The sequence below is a fragment of the Streptomyces sp. WMMB 322 genome (assembly GCF_900090145.1).
Classification (GTDB): Bacteria; Actinomycetota; Actinomycetes; order Streptomycetales; family Streptomycetaceae; genus Streptomyces.
In genome coordinates, this window is sequence record NZ_FMHI01000006.1 from 288,887 (window position 1) to 304,150 (window position 15,264).

15 protein-coding genes are annotated in these 15,264 nt (G+C 72.2%); 6 read left to right on the forward strand and 9 right to left on the reverse strand.

What is annotated here, in order from left to right:
- Positions 1–56 precede the first annotated feature (56 nt).
- Positions 57–845 carry an enoyl-CoA hydratase-related protein gene (locus H180DRAFT_RS12995; protein WP_055486253.1) on the forward strand — a complete coding sequence of 263 codons (789 nt, stop codon included), beginning with the start codon at positions 57–59 and terminating at the stop codon, positions 843–845.
- Between the two features lie 36 nt (positions 846–881).
- Here H180DRAFT_RS12995 and H180DRAFT_RS13000 read toward each other — a convergent pair whose 3' ends face one another.
- Both H180DRAFT_RS13000 and H180DRAFT_RS13005 read right to left on the reverse strand, forming a co-directional pair.
- Positions 882–1,487 (reverse strand): DNA-3-methyladenine glycosylase I, encoded by a 606-nt coding sequence (locus tag H180DRAFT_RS13000; protein WP_055486166.1) that lies wholly within the window; start codon positions 1,485–1,487, stop codon positions 882–884.
- Positions 1,477–1,929: a cell division protein DivIVA gene (locus H180DRAFT_RS13005; protein ID WP_074466774.1), complete on the reverse strand. Its 453-nt coding sequence runs from the start codon at positions 1,927–1,929 to the stop codon at positions 1,477–1,479. Before H180DRAFT_RS13005 ends, H180DRAFT_RS13000 begins: the two co-directional genes overlap by 11 nt.
- Positions 1,930–2,242: 313 nt before the next feature.
- On the opposite strand from H180DRAFT_RS13005, the gene folP reads away from it, so the two are divergent.
- Complete coding sequence (folP, locus tag H180DRAFT_RS13010; RefSeq protein WP_055486167.1) at positions 2,243–3,112, forward strand: dihydropteroate synthase; 870 nt, start codon at positions 2,243–2,245, stop codon at positions 3,110–3,112.
- Positions 3,113–3,166: 54 nt separating this feature from the next.
- Here the strand turns inward: folP and H180DRAFT_RS13015 are convergent, their stop codons facing one another.
- Both H180DRAFT_RS13015 and dapE read right to left on the reverse strand, forming a co-directional pair.
- The gene (locus H180DRAFT_RS13015; RefSeq protein WP_055486168.1) at positions 3,167–3,919 is read right to left on the reverse strand and encodes an LOG family protein; all 753 of its coding nucleotides are present in this window, start codon (positions 3,917–3,919) and stop codon (positions 3,167–3,169) included.
- Positions 3,920–4,039: 120 nt separating this feature from the next.
- Entirely contained in the window at positions 4,040–5,119 is a 1,080-nt protein-coding gene (gene dapE, locus H180DRAFT_RS13020) for a succinyl-diaminopimelate desuccinylase (protein WP_055486169.1), read from the reverse strand.
- A gap of 45 nt (positions 5,120–5,164) precedes the next feature.
- Between dapE and H180DRAFT_RS13025 the strand changes: the two genes are divergently transcribed.
- Both H180DRAFT_RS13025 and H180DRAFT_RS30420 read left to right on the forward strand, forming a co-directional pair.
- The gene (locus H180DRAFT_RS13025) at positions 5,165–6,205 is read left to right on the forward strand and encodes a VldE C-terminal domain-containing protein (RefSeq protein ID WP_055486170.1); all 1,041 of its coding nucleotides are present in this window, start codon (positions 5,165–5,167) and stop codon (positions 6,203–6,205) included.
- A 603-nt stretch (positions 6,206–6,808) separates the two neighbouring features.
- Positions 6,809–7,300, forward strand: a complete 492-nt coding sequence (locus H180DRAFT_RS30420) for a hypothetical protein (protein WP_055486171.1) — start codon at positions 6,809–6,811, stop codon at positions 7,298–7,300.
- 213 nt (positions 7,301–7,513) lie between these two features.
- Here H180DRAFT_RS30420 and dapC read toward each other — a convergent pair whose 3' ends face one another.
- Positions 7,514–8,680 (reverse strand): succinyldiaminopimelate transaminase, encoded by a 1,167-nt coding sequence (dapC, locus tag H180DRAFT_RS13035; protein ID WP_074466775.1) that lies wholly within the window; start codon positions 8,678–8,680, stop codon positions 7,514–7,516.
- 112 nt (positions 8,681–8,792) lie between these two features.
- Positions 8,793–9,119: a ferredoxin gene (gene fdxA, locus H180DRAFT_RS13040; RefSeq protein WP_027764481.1), complete on the reverse strand. Its 327-nt coding sequence runs from the start codon at positions 9,117–9,119 to the stop codon at positions 8,793–8,795.
- Positions 9,120–9,257: 138 nt separating this feature from the next.
- On the opposite strand from fdxA, the gene H180DRAFT_RS13045 reads away from it, so the two are divergent.
- The gene (locus H180DRAFT_RS13045) at positions 9,258–10,346 is read left to right on the forward strand and encodes a GNAT family N-acetyltransferase (protein WP_055486172.1); all 1,089 of its coding nucleotides are present in this window, start codon (positions 9,258–9,260) and stop codon (positions 10,344–10,346) included.
- A 222-nt stretch (positions 10,347–10,568) separates the two neighbouring features.
- Positions 10,569–11,474 carry a transglutaminase-like domain-containing protein gene (locus H180DRAFT_RS13050; RefSeq protein ID WP_055486255.1) on the forward strand — a complete coding sequence of 302 codons (906 nt, stop codon included), beginning with the start codon at positions 10,569–10,571 and terminating at the stop codon, positions 11,472–11,474.
- Positions 11,475–11,608: 134 nt separating this feature from the next.
- On the opposite strand, the gene H180DRAFT_RS13055 is transcribed toward H180DRAFT_RS13050, so the two are convergent.
- The 3 genes from H180DRAFT_RS13055 to mshB all read right to left on the reverse strand — a co-directional run bounded on the left by H180DRAFT_RS13055 (position 11,609) and on the right by mshB (position 15,246).
- Positions 11,609–13,693, reverse strand: coding sequence for a hypothetical protein (locus tag H180DRAFT_RS13055; RefSeq protein WP_055486173.1), 2,085 nt, complete (start codon positions 13,691–13,693; stop codon positions 11,609–11,611).
- A gap of 129 nt (positions 13,694–13,822) precedes the next feature.
- The gene (locus H180DRAFT_RS13060; RefSeq protein ID WP_302622441.1) at positions 13,823–14,311 is read right to left on the reverse strand and encodes a DUF6113 family protein; all 489 of its coding nucleotides are present in this window, start codon (positions 14,309–14,311) and stop codon (positions 13,823–13,825) included.
- Positions 14,308–15,246, reverse strand: a complete 939-nt coding sequence (gene mshB, locus H180DRAFT_RS13065) for an N-acetyl-1-D-myo-inositol-2-amino-2-deoxy-alpha-D-glucopyranoside deacetylase (protein ID WP_055486174.1) — start codon at positions 15,244–15,246, stop codon at positions 14,308–14,310. The genes H180DRAFT_RS13060 and mshB overlap by 4 nt, the downstream gene beginning before the upstream one ends.
- Positions 15,247–15,264: the final 18 nt, after the last annotated feature.

Here is a 15,264-nt window from a genome sequence, read left to right on the forward strand (position 1 = left end):
GCGGAACGCCGGGGACGCCCTGTCGGCGCCCGATGATCTGAGCCATGCTTGCCCTCATGTCGGACACCGTGCTCTATGACGTCACCGAGGGTCTCGCGACGGTCACCCTCAACCGCCCTGATGCGATGAACGCGCTCGACAACGAGCTCAAGTCGGCGCTGCGCGACACCCTCCGCGAGGCAGCCGAGGACGAGGCCGTGAGGGCGGTGCTGCTGACCGGCAACGGACGCGCCTTCTGCGTGGGACAGGACCTGAAGGAACACATCGGCGCCCTGCAGGACGGCGGAGGCAACGCCCTCAGCACGGTCGAGGATCACTACAACCCGATCACCCTGGCCCTCGCAGGCATGCCGAAGCCGGTCGTGGCCGCGGTCAACGGAGTCGCCGCCGGTGCGGGCGCCGGGTTCGCCTTCGCCGCCGACTACCGCGTGCTCGCCGAGTCCGCCGCCTTCAACACCTCCTTCGCGGGGATCGCACTGACCGCGGACTCGGGGATCTCCTGGACACTCCCCCGCCTCGTGGGCCCGAGCCGGGCCGCCGACCTGCTGCTCTTCCCCCGGAGCGTGCGCTCCGGCGAGGCCCTCGAAATGGGGCTGGCCCACCGGGTCGTGCCGGACGGAGAGCTCGCGGACCAGGCCGGGAGCGTGGCGCGCGAGCTGGCCCAGGGGCCGACCCGCGCATACGCGGCGATCAAGGAATCGCTCGCGTACGGCGCCGGCCACTCGCTGGCCGAGACGCTGGAGAAGGAGGCCGAACTGCAGGTGCGTGCCGGGGCCACGAAGGACCACCGGACAGCGGTCGAGGCGTTCGTCAAGAAGGAGAAGCCGCGCTTCACGGGAGAGTGAGGCGCACAGAGAGGCGCAGGAACGGGCGACCGCCGGTCAGCCGCCGGCGGCGTCCATCTCGTCCCGTGCCCAGCAGTCGGCCAGATGATCGTTGACGAGGCCGCACGCCTGCATCAGCGCGTACGCCGTCGTGGGGCCGACGAAGCGGAAACCGCGCTTCTTCAGGTCCTTCGCGAGCGCCGTCGACTCGGCCGTGACGGCGGGAATCCCGGCGTGCGTACGGGGCGCGGGGCGCCCCTCCCGGTCGGGGGCGAACGACCAGATCAGCGAGTCCAGTTCGCCCTCACCGAGGGCGGCCGCCACCTGCGCGTTGGCGACGGCCGCCCGGATCTTCGCGCGGTTGCGGATGATGCCGGGATCGCCGAGCAGCCGCTCCTCGTCCTCCGGCGTGAAGGCAGCCACCTTCTCGATGCGGAAGCCCGCGAAGGCGGACCGGAATCCCTCGCGGCGGCGGAGAATCGTCAGCCAGGACAGGCCGGACTGGAACGCCTCGAGACACAGCCGTTCGAAGAGGGCGTCGTCACCGTGGACAGGGCGGCCCCACTCGGTGTCGTGGTACGCGACGTAGTCGTCGGCGGACAGACCCCACGGGCAGCGCAGCAGCCCGTCGGGGCCCGGCTGCGCACCTCCCTCAACGGCCATCGGGCCACTCCTGCGCACCCTGCCTGAACGCCCCCGCGCCGTAGGCGCCGAACCCGCCGCCGGGACCGCCGCCCGCGGTCTCCGGCCCGGGGCCTCCACCCGGGTCGCCGCGCCCCATGGCCGCCGCCTGGGCGCCCGCCAGCGCCGACTCGAGCTCCGCGATGCGCGCGTCGCGCTCGGCCAGCTCGGCACCGAGCCTGTCCAGCACGTCGTCGACCTGCTGCATCCGGTATCCCCTGGCCGTGACCGGGAGCCGCAGCCCGTCCACGTCGACCCGGCTGACGGGACGGCCCTCCGGCAGCGGCTCGTCGAGCTGGTCGGGCGGGGCGTCCCTCAGGCCGCCGACGGCTACATCGCCCCGCTCGTCCGCGGAACTGCCCACCACGGCGAGCGTGACCGCGGCGACGACCACAGCCAGCGAGATCAGCAGGAACCAGAACACGGCCAACTCCCCGAGGAATTCTTCGCGAGAGGGACCTCTCGCAGCGTTCATTGCGAGAGGCCCTCTCACAGCGTTCATTGCGAGAAGCCCTCTCACAGCGTTCATTGCGAGAGGCCCTCTCACAGCGTTCATTGCGAGAGGCCCTCTCGCGAACGGTCCGGATGACTACGGCTTCCTATCCTCCCCGATCGTGCCACGCCCCACCGACACAACCGACAGGTCCGCAAGCGGAGCGCCCATCACCGCCCGTTAAGGTCGCCTCCGGGGGGAAAGGGCACATGCCTCCCCCTCAGCGCTGAGCGAGAGGACGGCGATGCTGCGCCTGGGGACACGCGAGTTCGGTCCGCACGAGATGGTGGTCATGGCCATCGTGAACCGGACACCGGACTCCTTCTACGACCGTGGCGCCACCTTCCGCGACGAGCCCGCCCTGGAGCGGGTCGACCGCGCGGTGGCCGAGGGCGCGGCCGTCATCGACATCGGCGGCGTCAAGGCCGGACCGGGCGAGGAGGTGACGGCCGAGGAGGAGGTGCGGCGCACAGCGGGCTTCGTCGCAGAGGTCCGCCGCCGCCATCCCGGCATCGTCATCAGCGTCGACACCTGGCGCCACGAGGTCGGCGAGGCCGTGTGCGAAGCCGGTGCGGATCTGCTCAACGACGCGTGGGGCGGCGTCGATCCGGCCCTGGCCGAGGTCGCCGCCCGGCACGGCGCCGGGCTGGTGTGCACGCACGCGGGAGGCGCCGAGCCGCGCACGCGGCCGCACCGGGTCAGCTACGACGGGGAGGGCGGTGTGATGGCGGACATCCTGCGCGTGACGCTGGGCCTGGCCGAGCGCGCCGTCGCTCTGGGGGTGCCCCGGGACTCCGTCCTCATCGACCCGGGGCACGACTTCGGCAAGTCCACGCGGCACTCGCTCGAAGCCACACGCGAGCTGGGGGAGATGACGCGCAGCGGCTGGCCGGTGCTGGTTTCGCTGTCCAACAAGGACTTCGTCGGGGAGACGCTGGACGTGCCGCTCCAGGAACGGCTGACCGGGACGCTCGCCACCACCGCGGTCTCGGCATGGCTGGGCGCGCGCGTCTTCCGCGTCCACGAAGTCGCGGAGACGAGGCAGGTGCTGGAGATGGTCGCGTCGATCGCGGGGCACCGGCCGCCCGCCGTGGCGCGGCGGGGGCTCGCCTGAGCGGAGCCGGCGCCTTCGGGCCCGCGGGAGCGTCCGCGCCCCCTGCCCCCGCCCTCAGCCGGCTTCCTTCGTGACGACCGCCACCGCCTCGTCGATGTCGTCCGTGACGTGGAAGAGCTCGACATCGCGCGCGGACGCCTTGCCCTGAGCGACGACCGACCCGTGCAGCCAGTCCACGAGGCCCTGCCAGTACCCGCTGCCGAAGAGGACGATGGGGAAGCGCGTGACCTTCCTGGTCTGCACGAGGGTCATGGCCTCGAAGAGCTCGTCCATCGTTCCGAGTCCGCCGGGCAGCACGACGAAGCCCTGCGCGTACTTCACGAACATCGTCTTGCGCACGAAGAAGTAGCGGAAGTTCACACCGATGTCGACGTAGGGGTTGAGGCCCTGCTCGAAGGGCAGCTCGATGCCGAGCCCGACCGAGGTCCCGCCCGCCTCCAGCGCCCCCTTGTTGGCCGCCTCCATCGCACCCGGGCCGCCTCCGGTGATCACCCCGAAGCCGGCCTCGGTCAGCGCGGCCCCGATCCGCACGGCCGCCTCGTACTCCGGCGAGTCGACCGGCGTACGGGCGGAGCCGAAGACGCTGATGGCCGGCCCGAGTTCCGCGAGGGCACCGAACCCCTCCACGAACTCCGACTGGATGCGCATGACCCGCCAGGGGTCCTGGTGCACCCAGTCGGAAGGTCCGGTGGTGTCCAGCAGCCGCTGGTCCGTCGTCTCCGCCTGCATCTGCTTGCGGCGGCGCACCACCGGACCGAGACGCTGCTCGCGTGGCTTCCGTACTCGGTCCCGCTCCGTGCCGGCCATCCCGACGCTCCCTCCGACTGCGATCGTTCTGGTTCAGCGTACGCACGGCGAGCCCCTGCCGGCGTGACGGACAGCGGCACTCCGCCGGGCGGCAACCCGGCGGGAAGATGTACGCCGGGTTCAGGCCGTCAGCCAGGTACGGAGACGTTCCTCGCAGTGGAGGATCTTCGACGTCTCCACCCGCTCGTCCCGCTTGTGCGCCAGGTTCGGGTCGCCGGGTCCGTAGTTCACGGCCGGGACGCCGAGCGCGCTGAAGCGGGAGACGTCCGTCCAGCCGTACTTGGGCTGCGGCTCTCCTCCGACGGCGTCCGTGAAGGCCTTCGCCGCGGGATGGGAGAGGCCGGGCAGGGCGCCGCCCGAGCTGTCGTCCACTGTCAGCTCCCACTCGCCGCACCCGGAGAACACCTCGCGCACGTGAGCGAGGGCCTGCTCCTCGTCGATGTCGGGGGCGTAGCGGTAGTTGACAGTGACGGTGCAGGCGTCGGGGATGACGTTCCCCGCCACGCCCCCCTCGACCCGGACGGCGTTGAGCCCCTCCCGGTACTCCAGACCGTCGATCACCTTCCGGCGCGGCTCGTACGAGGCGAGCCGGGAGAGGATGGGAGCAGCGGCATGGATGGCGTTCTCGCCCATCCAGCCGCGCGCGGAGTGGGCACGCACTCCGCTGGTGCGCAGCAGGACGCGCAGCGTTCCCTGGCAGCCTCCCTCGACCTGGCCGCTGGAGGGCTCCAGCAGTACGGCGAAGTCACCGGTCAGCCAGTCCGGATGGGCTTCGGCGACGTGACCGAGACCGTTGAGATGGGCGGCGACCTCCTCGTTGTCGTAGAAGACGAAGGTGAGATCGCGGTTGGGCTCCGGGACGGTCGCGGCGATGCGCAGCTGCACGGCCACGCCGGCCTTCATGTCGCTGGTACCGCAGCCCCACAGCACGCCCGAGTCGTCGAGGCGGGAGGGCACATTGCCGGCGATGGGCACCGTGTCGATGTGCCCGGCGAGGATGACGCGTTCGTCGCGTCCGAGCCGGGTGCGGGCGACCACGTTGTTGCCGTAGCGGCCGACGGTCAGATGGGGAAAGGCCCGCAGGGCGGTCTCGACGGCGTCGGCGAGCGCCCGTTCTTCTCCGCTCGGCGAGGGGAAGTCCACCAGCTGTGCGGTCAGCCGGGCGGCGTCCTGGTTCAGGTCGAGTCCGTTGTGCGGCATGAAAACAGCCTACGGGCGGCGGGACTTGGCAGAGCGGCTACCTTAATGCCCGTGTCCCCCTCGGAATCCTCACCCCACAAGTCCCGCGCCAGGGGCCTTCGTACAGCGGCGGCATGCATAGTGCTGCTGGTCGTCGCCGGTTACGTGGTGACGCAGTACGTCACCAGCAGCACGGGGCCCGCGCGGTGTCTCGTCAGAACAGCTGGCGAGAAGCCGGAGGACTACGAGATCAAGCCCGAGCAGGCCGCCAACGCCGCGACGATCACAGCGGTCGCCTCGCAGCGCGGTCTTCCGGAGCGCGCCGTCACGATAGCCCTGGCCACGGCCATGCAGGAGTCCTCACTGCGCAACATCGAGCACGGTGACCGGGATTCGCTGGGCCTGTTCCAGCAGCGTCCGTCCCAAGGGTGGGGCACCGAGCGGCAGATCCAGGACCCTGTGTACGCCTCGGGGAAGTTCTACGACCATCTTGTGGAGATTCCCGGCTACTCGCGGCTGCCGCTGACCGTGGCCGCACAGCGGGTGCAGCGCAGCGGCTACCCGCAGGCCTACGCGAAGCACGAGACGCACGCGTCGCTGCTGACCGCCGCGCTCACGGGCCGCCGCGCCGCCGCGTTCAACTGCACCACCGGGCCCGCCGGCGGCGACGGCAAGGCCGGCAGCGCGACCCGGCTACGGGCACGTCTCGTGCGGGAGTTCGGCACGGGGGTGCTGCCGGGGCAGAAGACGGACGCACCTGCACCGCCCACCGGGAACGCGGCCCTGGGCGAGGAGCCCCGTTCGGGCGCGGACCGGCGGGAGACGGACGAGGACGTCCTCGCGGCGGGGGGCGGGCCCCGCGGGCACCGGGCGGCGGACAAGGACCCGTCGAAGGTGGACATTCCCGTCCGTCCCGGCCGCCGGGGGTGGGAACTGGCGCACTGGGCCGTGGCGAACGCCTCGGATCTGCGCATCGAGGAGATCACCTACCGCAACCGCGTCTGGAGCGCCTCCAGTTCGGAGGAGGGCTGGCGCCCGCGGGAGGACCGGGGCGGCGGGACGGGCGGTGAACGCACCGTCAGCGTGCGGCTCGCGACGGGCAACTAGGGGCTGTCCGGCGGATCTTCGTGGATCAGCGAGCGGCGTCCGGCGCCGTGCATCGCAAGGCGGAGGGTCGTCCTCATACTGGGCGTATTCGGGCGATCCCGACAACGCAGCGAGGTGCGGTGCCGGGAGTCGCGAGCCCGCGAAGATCCGCCGGACAGGCCCTAGGCCTGTCCGCAGTCCACCTGGCCGCGGTCCGCCCCGTCCGCAGTCCGCCGTCCGCAGTCCGCCCGGCAGCCTCCGGCCCCGTTCGCGTTCCGTTCTCCGGTCGGCGCGAGGCCCGTTCCGGCAAACGCGGCGCGCTCATCACCTTCGGGGGAATTCCGTACTGCGAGGTGGACGCCGCCCGTTGGGGGAACGCCCGTGACACGTTGCCGCAACACCCGTGCCGCAGAAGGGGTTTGGCGGTGCCGCAGCCGAGGTGACCAGGCACGGCAGCCCTGTTGGGCACAGCCGATCATGTGACGCATTGCCAATCCTTTACCCCGGCGGCCCGCAACTTTCCGGCTCCCCGAGGCGATAGGCACAGCGCCCGGCCCGGCGTTTGCCCGGCCGGGTTTGCATCACGTTTTCCGTAGCAGTAGATCTCTCCGTCAAAGGAGCAACATGTCCCTCCCTCTCACGCGCCGGATCGCCAAGACCGTGCTGCTGACGGCCGCGGGCGCCGCCTCTGTCGTCGGCACGGCCGGTGCTGCGAGTGCCGTTGAACTGCCGACGACGACCGATGTGGGCGGGCTGAGCCACCCGGACAACGCCATCGGCAGCGCCGCGCAGGGCGCCAAGGCGCTCAACCCCATGAGCCACCGCCCGGTCGACGCCGCCTCCGGCGCCGCCGCCTCCGGCGTCAAGGCCGCCGGCAGCGACGCCGACCGGGTCGCGCCGGAGACCAGGAAGTTCGCGGGCAACACCGCCGACGGTGCCGCCGAGGGTGCCACCGAAGGTCTGCGGCAGCAGGCTCCGAAGACCCAGCAGCTGCCGGCCAAGACCGCGGCTCAGCCGCAGCGCACCCTTGACCGGGCTGCTCCGGCCAAGGGCCTGCTGGGGAGCCAGAAGGTGCTGCCGAACGGTCTGGGAACCGCCTCGATCGCCGGCCTCTGACACCGGCGCGCAGGCGCACCGACGTGAGGAAGGGCCGCGGAGAGTTCTCTCCGCGGCCCTTCCTCACGTCGTCCGGAACGGATCGGTCCCGTGCGCTGAGCCGTGGGTCGCGCCCTGGCGGAACGGCGCGGCCCGCTCTGCCTCGTCGGCCGCGGTCCCCGGACCCTGGGTCCCGCGCGGCTCTCCGGCAGCCGGACCTTCGCGGCCCTCCGGTCAGCTCTCCAGCCGTCGCACCGCAGCCGAGACACGCTCGTCCGTCGCCGTGAGGGCGACACGCACGAACCGGTCGCCCGCGGTGCCGTAGAAGTCCCCCGGGGCGACGAGCACTCCGAGCTTGGACAGGTCTCCGACGGTGTCCCAGCACGGCTCGTCGCGCGTCGCCCAGAGGTAGAGGGACGCCTCACTGTGCTCGATGCGGAAGCCGCGCCCTTCGAGCGCCCTGCGCAGGGCCGCCCGGCGGGCCGCGTAACGCTCCCGCTGGAGCGCCACGTGCGCGTCGTCCCCGAGCGCTGCGACCGTCGCGGCCTGCACGGGAGCGGGCACCATCATCCCGCCGTGCTTGCGGATGTGCAGCAACTCCCCCAGCACCGCGGAGTCACCGGCCACGAAGGCGGCGCGGTAGCCGGCGAGGTTGGAGCGCTTGGAGAGCGAATGGACGGCGACGAGGCCCTCGTACGAGCCGCCGCAGACCTCCGGGTGCAGCACCGAGACCGGGTCGGTCTCCCAGCCGAGTTCCAGATAGCACTCGTCGCTGACGAGCAGCACACCGTGCTCACGTGCCCACTCGACGGTGCGCGTCAGCTGCCGCGCGTCCAGCACCCGGCCGGTCGGGTTGGAGGGCGAGTTCAGCCACAGCAGGCGCAGACCGTCCGGGTCGAGCTCCGTCGGGTCGTCGCAGACGACGGGTTCGGCCCGGGCGAGGCGCGCCCCGACCTCGTATGTCGGGTAGGCGAGCCGCGGGTACGCCACACGGTCGCCGGGACCGAGACCGAGCTGGGTGGGCAGCCACGCGACGAACTCCTTGGAGCCGACGACCGGCAGCACGTTCCGGTGCGTCAACCCGGAAGCACCCAGACGGCGTTCGCACCAGCCCGTGATGGCGTCCCGCAGTGCGGGGGTGCCCCACACGGTGGGGTAGCCGGGGCTGTCGGCGGCGTCGGTCAGTGCCCGCCGGACCACCTCGGGGACGGGGTCCACGGGAGTGCCCACGGACAGGTCGACGATGCCGCCGTCATGCGCCGCCGCGGCGGCCTTGTAGGGCTCCAGCTTGTCCCAGGGGAATTCGGGGAGCCGTGCGGAGACGGAGGCAGCGGTGGGACCGGAGGAACCGGCGGAACCCGTCGGGCCTGTGGAACCTGCGGGGCCTGTGGATGAGGCCACGGGATGACTCGCTTTCTGCTGTGAAACACGTGGTCCCGCACGCCCGCCGGCGGGACCGGCGCGCTGTGCGGGACCACGGACCGCGGAAGGGGGGACGGCCCGGACCGCGGTGTCACTCGTCGTGGCTCTGCGGGGGCAGCGCGGCGATGACGGGGTGGTCCCGCTCGATCAGACCGAGCTTGCTCGCTCCGCCGGGCGAGCCGAGTTCGTCGAAGAACTCCACGTTCGCCTTGTAGTAGTCCTTCCACTCCTCGGGAGTGTCGTCCTCGTAGAAGATCGCCTCGACCGGGCAGACCGGTTCGCAAGCACCGCAGTCGACGCATTCGTCCGGGTGGATGTACAAGGAGCGCTGGCCCTCGTAGATGCAGTCGACGGGGCACTCCTCGATGCAGGCCTTGTCCTTAAGGTCGACACAAGGCTCCGCGATGACGTAGGTCACGCTGTCGTTCCTCCTCAATAGGGCCGGCGGACCGGTGTCGGTGTCCGCCGCTGGGCGCGCGGGAGCGCGGCGTCGTCGATGCCCGTCCTAGTATCTCCGTTCCCGGTACCGAGACGAACAGGAGGGGCGGGTAGAGAAGTGGAATTCACCACGGGCGGACGACTCGAAGTCCGAATCACCATGTCTGACGTGGGGAAACGCGTATCCGTCCGGTCCTTGACCGGTTCCGGAGGACGGCACGCCACCTTCACCGACACGGTAGGCGTTCTCACATCCTGGAACGACGGTGTGCTCCACATCACCCGCCGCGGCGGACAGAGCGTGCCGATCGACGAATCGGCGCTGGTCGCCGGGAAGGTCGTCCCTGGCACCCCGGCCCGGCGGCGCGGCATCCCCGCCGCGGGCGTACGTGAACTCGTCGAGGTGGCGGCGCGCGGATGGCCCGCCGTCGAGACCGGACGGCTGGGCCACTGGACGCTCAGGGCGAGCGCGGAGGACGCGCCGCCCGCCGGAGGTGCGCGCGGCCTCCGCCGCGAGGGCTTCACCGCACGGGCCAACTCGGTACTGCCACTGGGTGATCCCGGCATGCCTCTCGCCGAGGCGCTGACTCGTGCGCGCAACTGGTACGAGGAGCGCGGGCTGGTGCCCCGCGTGCAGGTCACGACGGGCGGCGAAAGGACGGACGAACTGCTCGCCGCGGAACTGGAGGAGCGCGGGTGGACGGGAGAGCGGTACGCGCTGCTCAGGGTGGCCGCACTGGCGCCGTTGGCCGACCGCGAGCCGGACGTCCGCGTGCGGCTCACCCGCACTCCCGGGGCGGACTGGTTCTCGCTCTACCGCCGCGCCGGTGAAATGCCGCACGCCGCAACGAAGGTGCTGACGGGCGGCGCGTCCGTCTGGTTCGCGACGGTGGAGGCCGACGGCGGCGCCCCGGGTACGGGAGGGCACGCTGCCGGGGATACGGCGGGGGGCGCGGCAGCGATCGGACGGTGCGTCGTCGACGGACGGTGGGCGGGCTTCGCCGGAATGGAGGTGGCTCCGGAACGCCGCCGGGAAGGGCTGGCCACCGCGGTCATGGCCGAGTTGGCGCGTGCGGCACTCGCCGAAGGTGCCTCCGCCGCCTACCTCCAGGTGGAACGTGACAACGAGGCGGCGCGGGCGCTGTACGACGGAATGGGCTTCGCCGACCACCACGCATACCACTACCGCCGCGCTCCGGAGGGCTGATCCGCATTGACCGGCGAGGAGACAGGTGAAGGCCGCGGTCCGGGCCCGGGAGAGGGTGACGGCGGCGGTGCGGGCGACGACGGCGGCAACCGGGACAGGTTCGCCGAGGCGGCACGCGACGAGCGCCCCGATCTGGCGCTGATGTGCCTGCTGATCGGCGTCGAGGCCGCGCGGGCGAAGACCGTCACGCACCGGGCGAAGGACGAGCGCGCCCGGCGGCGCCTGGACGGGCGCGACGAGCACGGAAACGGCCGCGGCGACAACGGCGAGGACAGCGACAAGGGCCCGGAGAAGGACGGCGGCCGGGAGCAGGACCAGGCCGAGGACGCGGACAGGAACGAAGGCAAGGCCCAGGAGGACAAGGACCGGGGCGCGGGCACAGCACCGCACGGACACGGGGACGAGCAGTCGCTCCTCGAGGCGGAGATCGAACTCGACCGCCTCGCCGGGCTGTTGCCGTACTCCCCCTCGCGCACACCCGAGGAGTGGGCCCGCGCGCTCGGCCGGCTGCTGGGGACGGAGCACGGATTCCACGGCACGCCGCAGGACTACCGGCGGCTGGAGTCGTCCCTGCTCCAGTCCGTGCTGCGGCGGCGGCGCGGGCTGCCGATCCTGCTGTCGGTCGTCTGGATCGAAGTGGCGCGGCGGGCCGGCGCTCCGGTGTACGGGGTCGGTCTGCCGGGCCACTTCGTGATCGGTTTCGGTGATCCGGCCGGGGAGCACGTACTCGCCGACCCCTACAACGGCGGCCGTCTGCTCTCGTCCGGTGATCTGGAGCTGCTGGTGGCAGGTGCGACGGGGGTGCGCAGGCCGCTGTCGGCGTCCTCGCTCCACCCGGCGGGGCCGGTGGAGATCGTGCTGCGCATCCTGAACAACATCCGGGCCTGGGCCGCCACACGTCCCGAACAGTCGGGCGTGCAACTGCTGGCGCTCGACCTGTCGCTGCTCCTGCCCCACCGTCCGGCGCGACTGCGGTACGAGCGGGCGCAGTTGCTCGTGGAGCGCGGCGAATTCCTCGACGGTGCGGCGGCGCTGGAGGAGTACGCCTCGGCGATCGAGACGGTGGAGCCGTCCGAGGCGGAGTCGGTGCGCAGCGCGGCCCGGATCGCCAGGGCGCGGCTCAACTGACGGGCCGAGCGGACGAGTCGTGCGCGGGGGCGGCCGCTCCGACAGCGAGGCGCCGCATGTTTCCGGGGCGGGCGGTCAGGGGCAGCCCTTGCCGCGGACGGGGCACCGGTTCGCGGCACGGCGCCCCCGTCCTGTCACTGCGGGTTCAGCGGAATCTCCCGTACGCGCTTTTCCGGGCTGGTCTCCTTGAGCGCGAGACGCAGGGCACCGGCGACGTCCTGCGGCGTGACCGGAGTCTTGCTGCCGTCGCCACGCGTGATCTCCACACCGGCGAACGTCGTGCCGTACAGCTCCTTGAGGACGGGCAGGTCGTAGGTGTCGACCAGGGTGCCGTTGACCGGCTTCATGGACAGGAACTTCGGCAGCGACTTCTCCGGGCTGAACTGGATCGACGCATTGCCCGCCTTGATCGTCACAAGTCCGGACATCGCAGGCTTGCCGAACTCCCGGATCGCCCTGGCGATTTCCTTCTTGCCGACCTGCGGCTGCTGCCGCGACACGGGCAGCCGGACCGGCTTGTTGTTCCCGGTGGCGGCGCGCGTGCGGTACGCCTCCTCCAGCTTCTTGCCGGCCTGCCCTGCGTCGATTCCCTTGTGCGGCTTGCCCGGTACGCCGACGGCCTTGCCCTTGATGAACTTGACCATCCCGTCCTTGGGAGCGCCGCCGACGCCGGTCTGCTTGGAGATCTGCTGGATGGCCGACGCCATCTTCTCCTGGTCGACCTTCAGCGCGGGCTCCGCGTTCCGCTCGACGCCGAAGAGCGAGCCGATGACGGAGACCGGGTTGTAGTCGCGTCCGGCGGCGCCGCGCACCGTCGCCTCGGTGTCCAGCGTCATGCCCGCGACGCTCGGCTTGAGCTTGGCCTTCTGCCCCTCGGCGACGACGGTGAACTCCTGTGTCGTGCGGTCGCCGAAGGCGGCGTCCAGCTTGTTCACAGCTTCGTGCCTGCTCATGCCGCCGATCCCGACGCCGAGCACCGTGGTGCCGTTGGGCACGTCCGCGTGGTCGAGGAGCAGCCCGGCCCCGTAGGCGATACCGACGACCCCGAGGAGACCCGCCCCGGCGAGCATCAGCTTCGAACGGCCCCCGGAGGAGACCTCGTCGCCGCGGTCCCTGGAACCGGCGCTCTGGAACGGGGACCCGGGGGTGCCGCCGTCCTCGTCGGCCAGGCGCGGAGCCCGGCTCATCAGGGTTTCGCCGACGATGCGGTCCTGGGCGGACTCCGCCTCCGCGACGGCGCCGTCACGGCCGCGCGCCCCGTAGGCGGGCAGGCCGCCGCCCTCCGGTCCGCGCGAGAGCATCTCCTCGCCGATACCTCCGGGCGCGAACGGCGCGCGGCCGGTGCCCAGTCCCAGGGTCGAACTCGCGGGGGACTCGGGCGGCTCGTCGCCCGGTCCGGGCCGCGGCGGCAGCGGCATGTCGCCGCTGACGGGGCCGGTCGTCGGCCCGTCCCGGCCGGCTCCGGGATCGTCGGCGGCGGGAGTGCCCGCGGGCGGGGTGTCGATGCGGGGCGCGGAGTAGGAGCCGGTCTCGTACGGGTCGGTCGAGCGGTACAACTCCCCTACGCCGTACGGATTCTTGACGCCGTAGGGGTCCTGGCTGCCGTAAGGGGACTCCCCTGCGCCCGGTGCCGACCCTGCACCCGGTGTCGTCCCGGGGCTCGCGGGACCGGCCGGCCCGGCGGCCGCGCCGGAACTGGCGGAACCGGTTCCGGAACCCGAACCCCCGGACGGGGGCTTTGTCCTGCGCGGCGCGAACCAGTCGCTGGTCTCCGGCTTGGCACCGCCCGGGGCGTCCTCCGACGGCCGTGAAGGGCCGGGCGACGCGAGGCCCGAAGCAGCGCCGGGCACCATTCCCGCACCGTCGCCGGGAGCCCGCAGCGGGTGCGCCCCGTCGGTGGCCGAGGGACCGCTCCGCTCGGCGCCGCTCGCCGTGCCGTCCGCGCCGGCGTTGCCGCCCGACTCGCCTTCGTTGACCGGCTTCCGCATCACGACGGGCGGAATCGGCCGCGAGCCGGGGATGTTGATCCGGATGCGGGTCGTCAGCGTCGTCTCGGTCTTGCGGTCTTCGGGCTTCCGCTGCGCGTCCGAGGCCGACGACTCCTCCGAGGCGGCGGGCTCCCCGGCGGCGCCAGGGCCGTACGGCTCGGTGCCTGGCGGGTACGACGCTCCGCCACGGCCCTGCGGGCCGGAGGACGATCGGTCAGTTTCACGACTCAAGGCAGGTACTCCCGGTTGGGTTCACCGCCCATCATGCTTGTCCCAGGACGGTTCGCCGGCGCGCACCAGCTTACTTGGGGACGCCGCCGCGGGACCCTCGCCCTCACAATCCCCTGGACAGCGGCCCCATCAGCGGTACTTGACCCCTGGCACTGGCGGTGCCGGCAGCGCGATGGTGGCACACATCACAGCGGCGAGCACCCCGCCCAGTAGAAAGACATATGAACCAATGCCCGCCCCGAAAGCGAAGTCGCCCTCCGGGCGCGGTGCGGTCAGCAGGAAGACGGTGACCGCCCAGCCCGCCCCGGGCGCCGCCGCCCCCAGCCGGGTGCGGCACAACTTGGCGCCGCCCCAGAAGAGTCCGACGGCGCCGGCCAGGGCGAGCACCAGACCGGCCGGGAACCAGGCACTCTGCACCAGCGCGCCCGCGGAGGCCGTGAGCACTCCGAGCGCGAACAGCGCCAGGTAGACGCCCATGCGTGCCGTACGGGAGGCGGGAACCGGTTCGGGCCACGGGAGTTGCCCCTGACCCGCGCCGGCGCCTGGGCCGGTGCCGGTGCCCGGGCCGGACGGCTGCGGTCCCTTCCCGTGTTCTTCCTCGTCACGCCCGCCGCTCATGCGCCCGCTCCCGCGAACAAGTCCTGTGTGATACCGCCGGAACGCTCTCCCGGCGCGTGGGCCAGACGGTAGTACTCGGTGCTCAGCAGCGGCTGGCCCAGGCCGTTGCTGAGCGCGAAGGTTTCGCCGGCCACCGTGATCTGGGTCGCGTGCGCACGCATGGCGGCCGCCTTCGCCCCGGCGTGGGCCCGTCCGTCCACCACCGCGTCGACGGACTTCTCGTCCTCCACGATCCCGGGAACGTCCTCCGGGTCCGCCACCGCGGAGTACGGGAGCGGCGAGGCCGCCCTCAGCCGTTTGAAACCCTCCTCGACGACCCGGCGGGGCACGCAGTTCCAGTAGACACGCGCCACTCGGTGGGGCTCGCCGGCACCGGGCGCGAAGTCCCGGTCCGGGGCCAGTTCGGCGGCGCGCATCGCGACACGGTGCGCCTGGATGTGGTCGGGATGGCCGTAGCCGCCGTCCGGGTCGTACGTGACCATCACCTGGGGACGTACCTCGCGGATGACGCGCACCAGGTGCAGTGCCGCCTCGTCGAGGGGGGCCTGCCAGAAGCAGTCCGGCCGCAGGTTCGTGGCGAGGCCCATCATGCCGGAGTCGCGGTAGCGGCCCGGGCCGCCGAGGAAGCGGTGGTCGGTCACGCCCAATTCCCTCATGGCGCGGGCGAGTTCGTGCATGCGGTGGCGCCCCAGCGGGGTGATCTCCCCCGGGGACGCATCGGAGTGCGGCGCCGGCTCCCCCGGCCCGGGCTGCTCCGGAGCGAGGTGCGCGAGCTCGGCGGGGATGACTTCGCCCTCCTCGCCCAGGGTGCATGTCACCAGCGTGACGTGGACGCCCTCTGCGGCGTACTTGGCCATGCTGGCGCCGTTGTTGATCGATTCGTCGTCCGGGTGCGCGTGCACCAGGAGCAGACGCCGGTCAGGGGCTGCGCTCATGCCCCTGACCCTACGGCT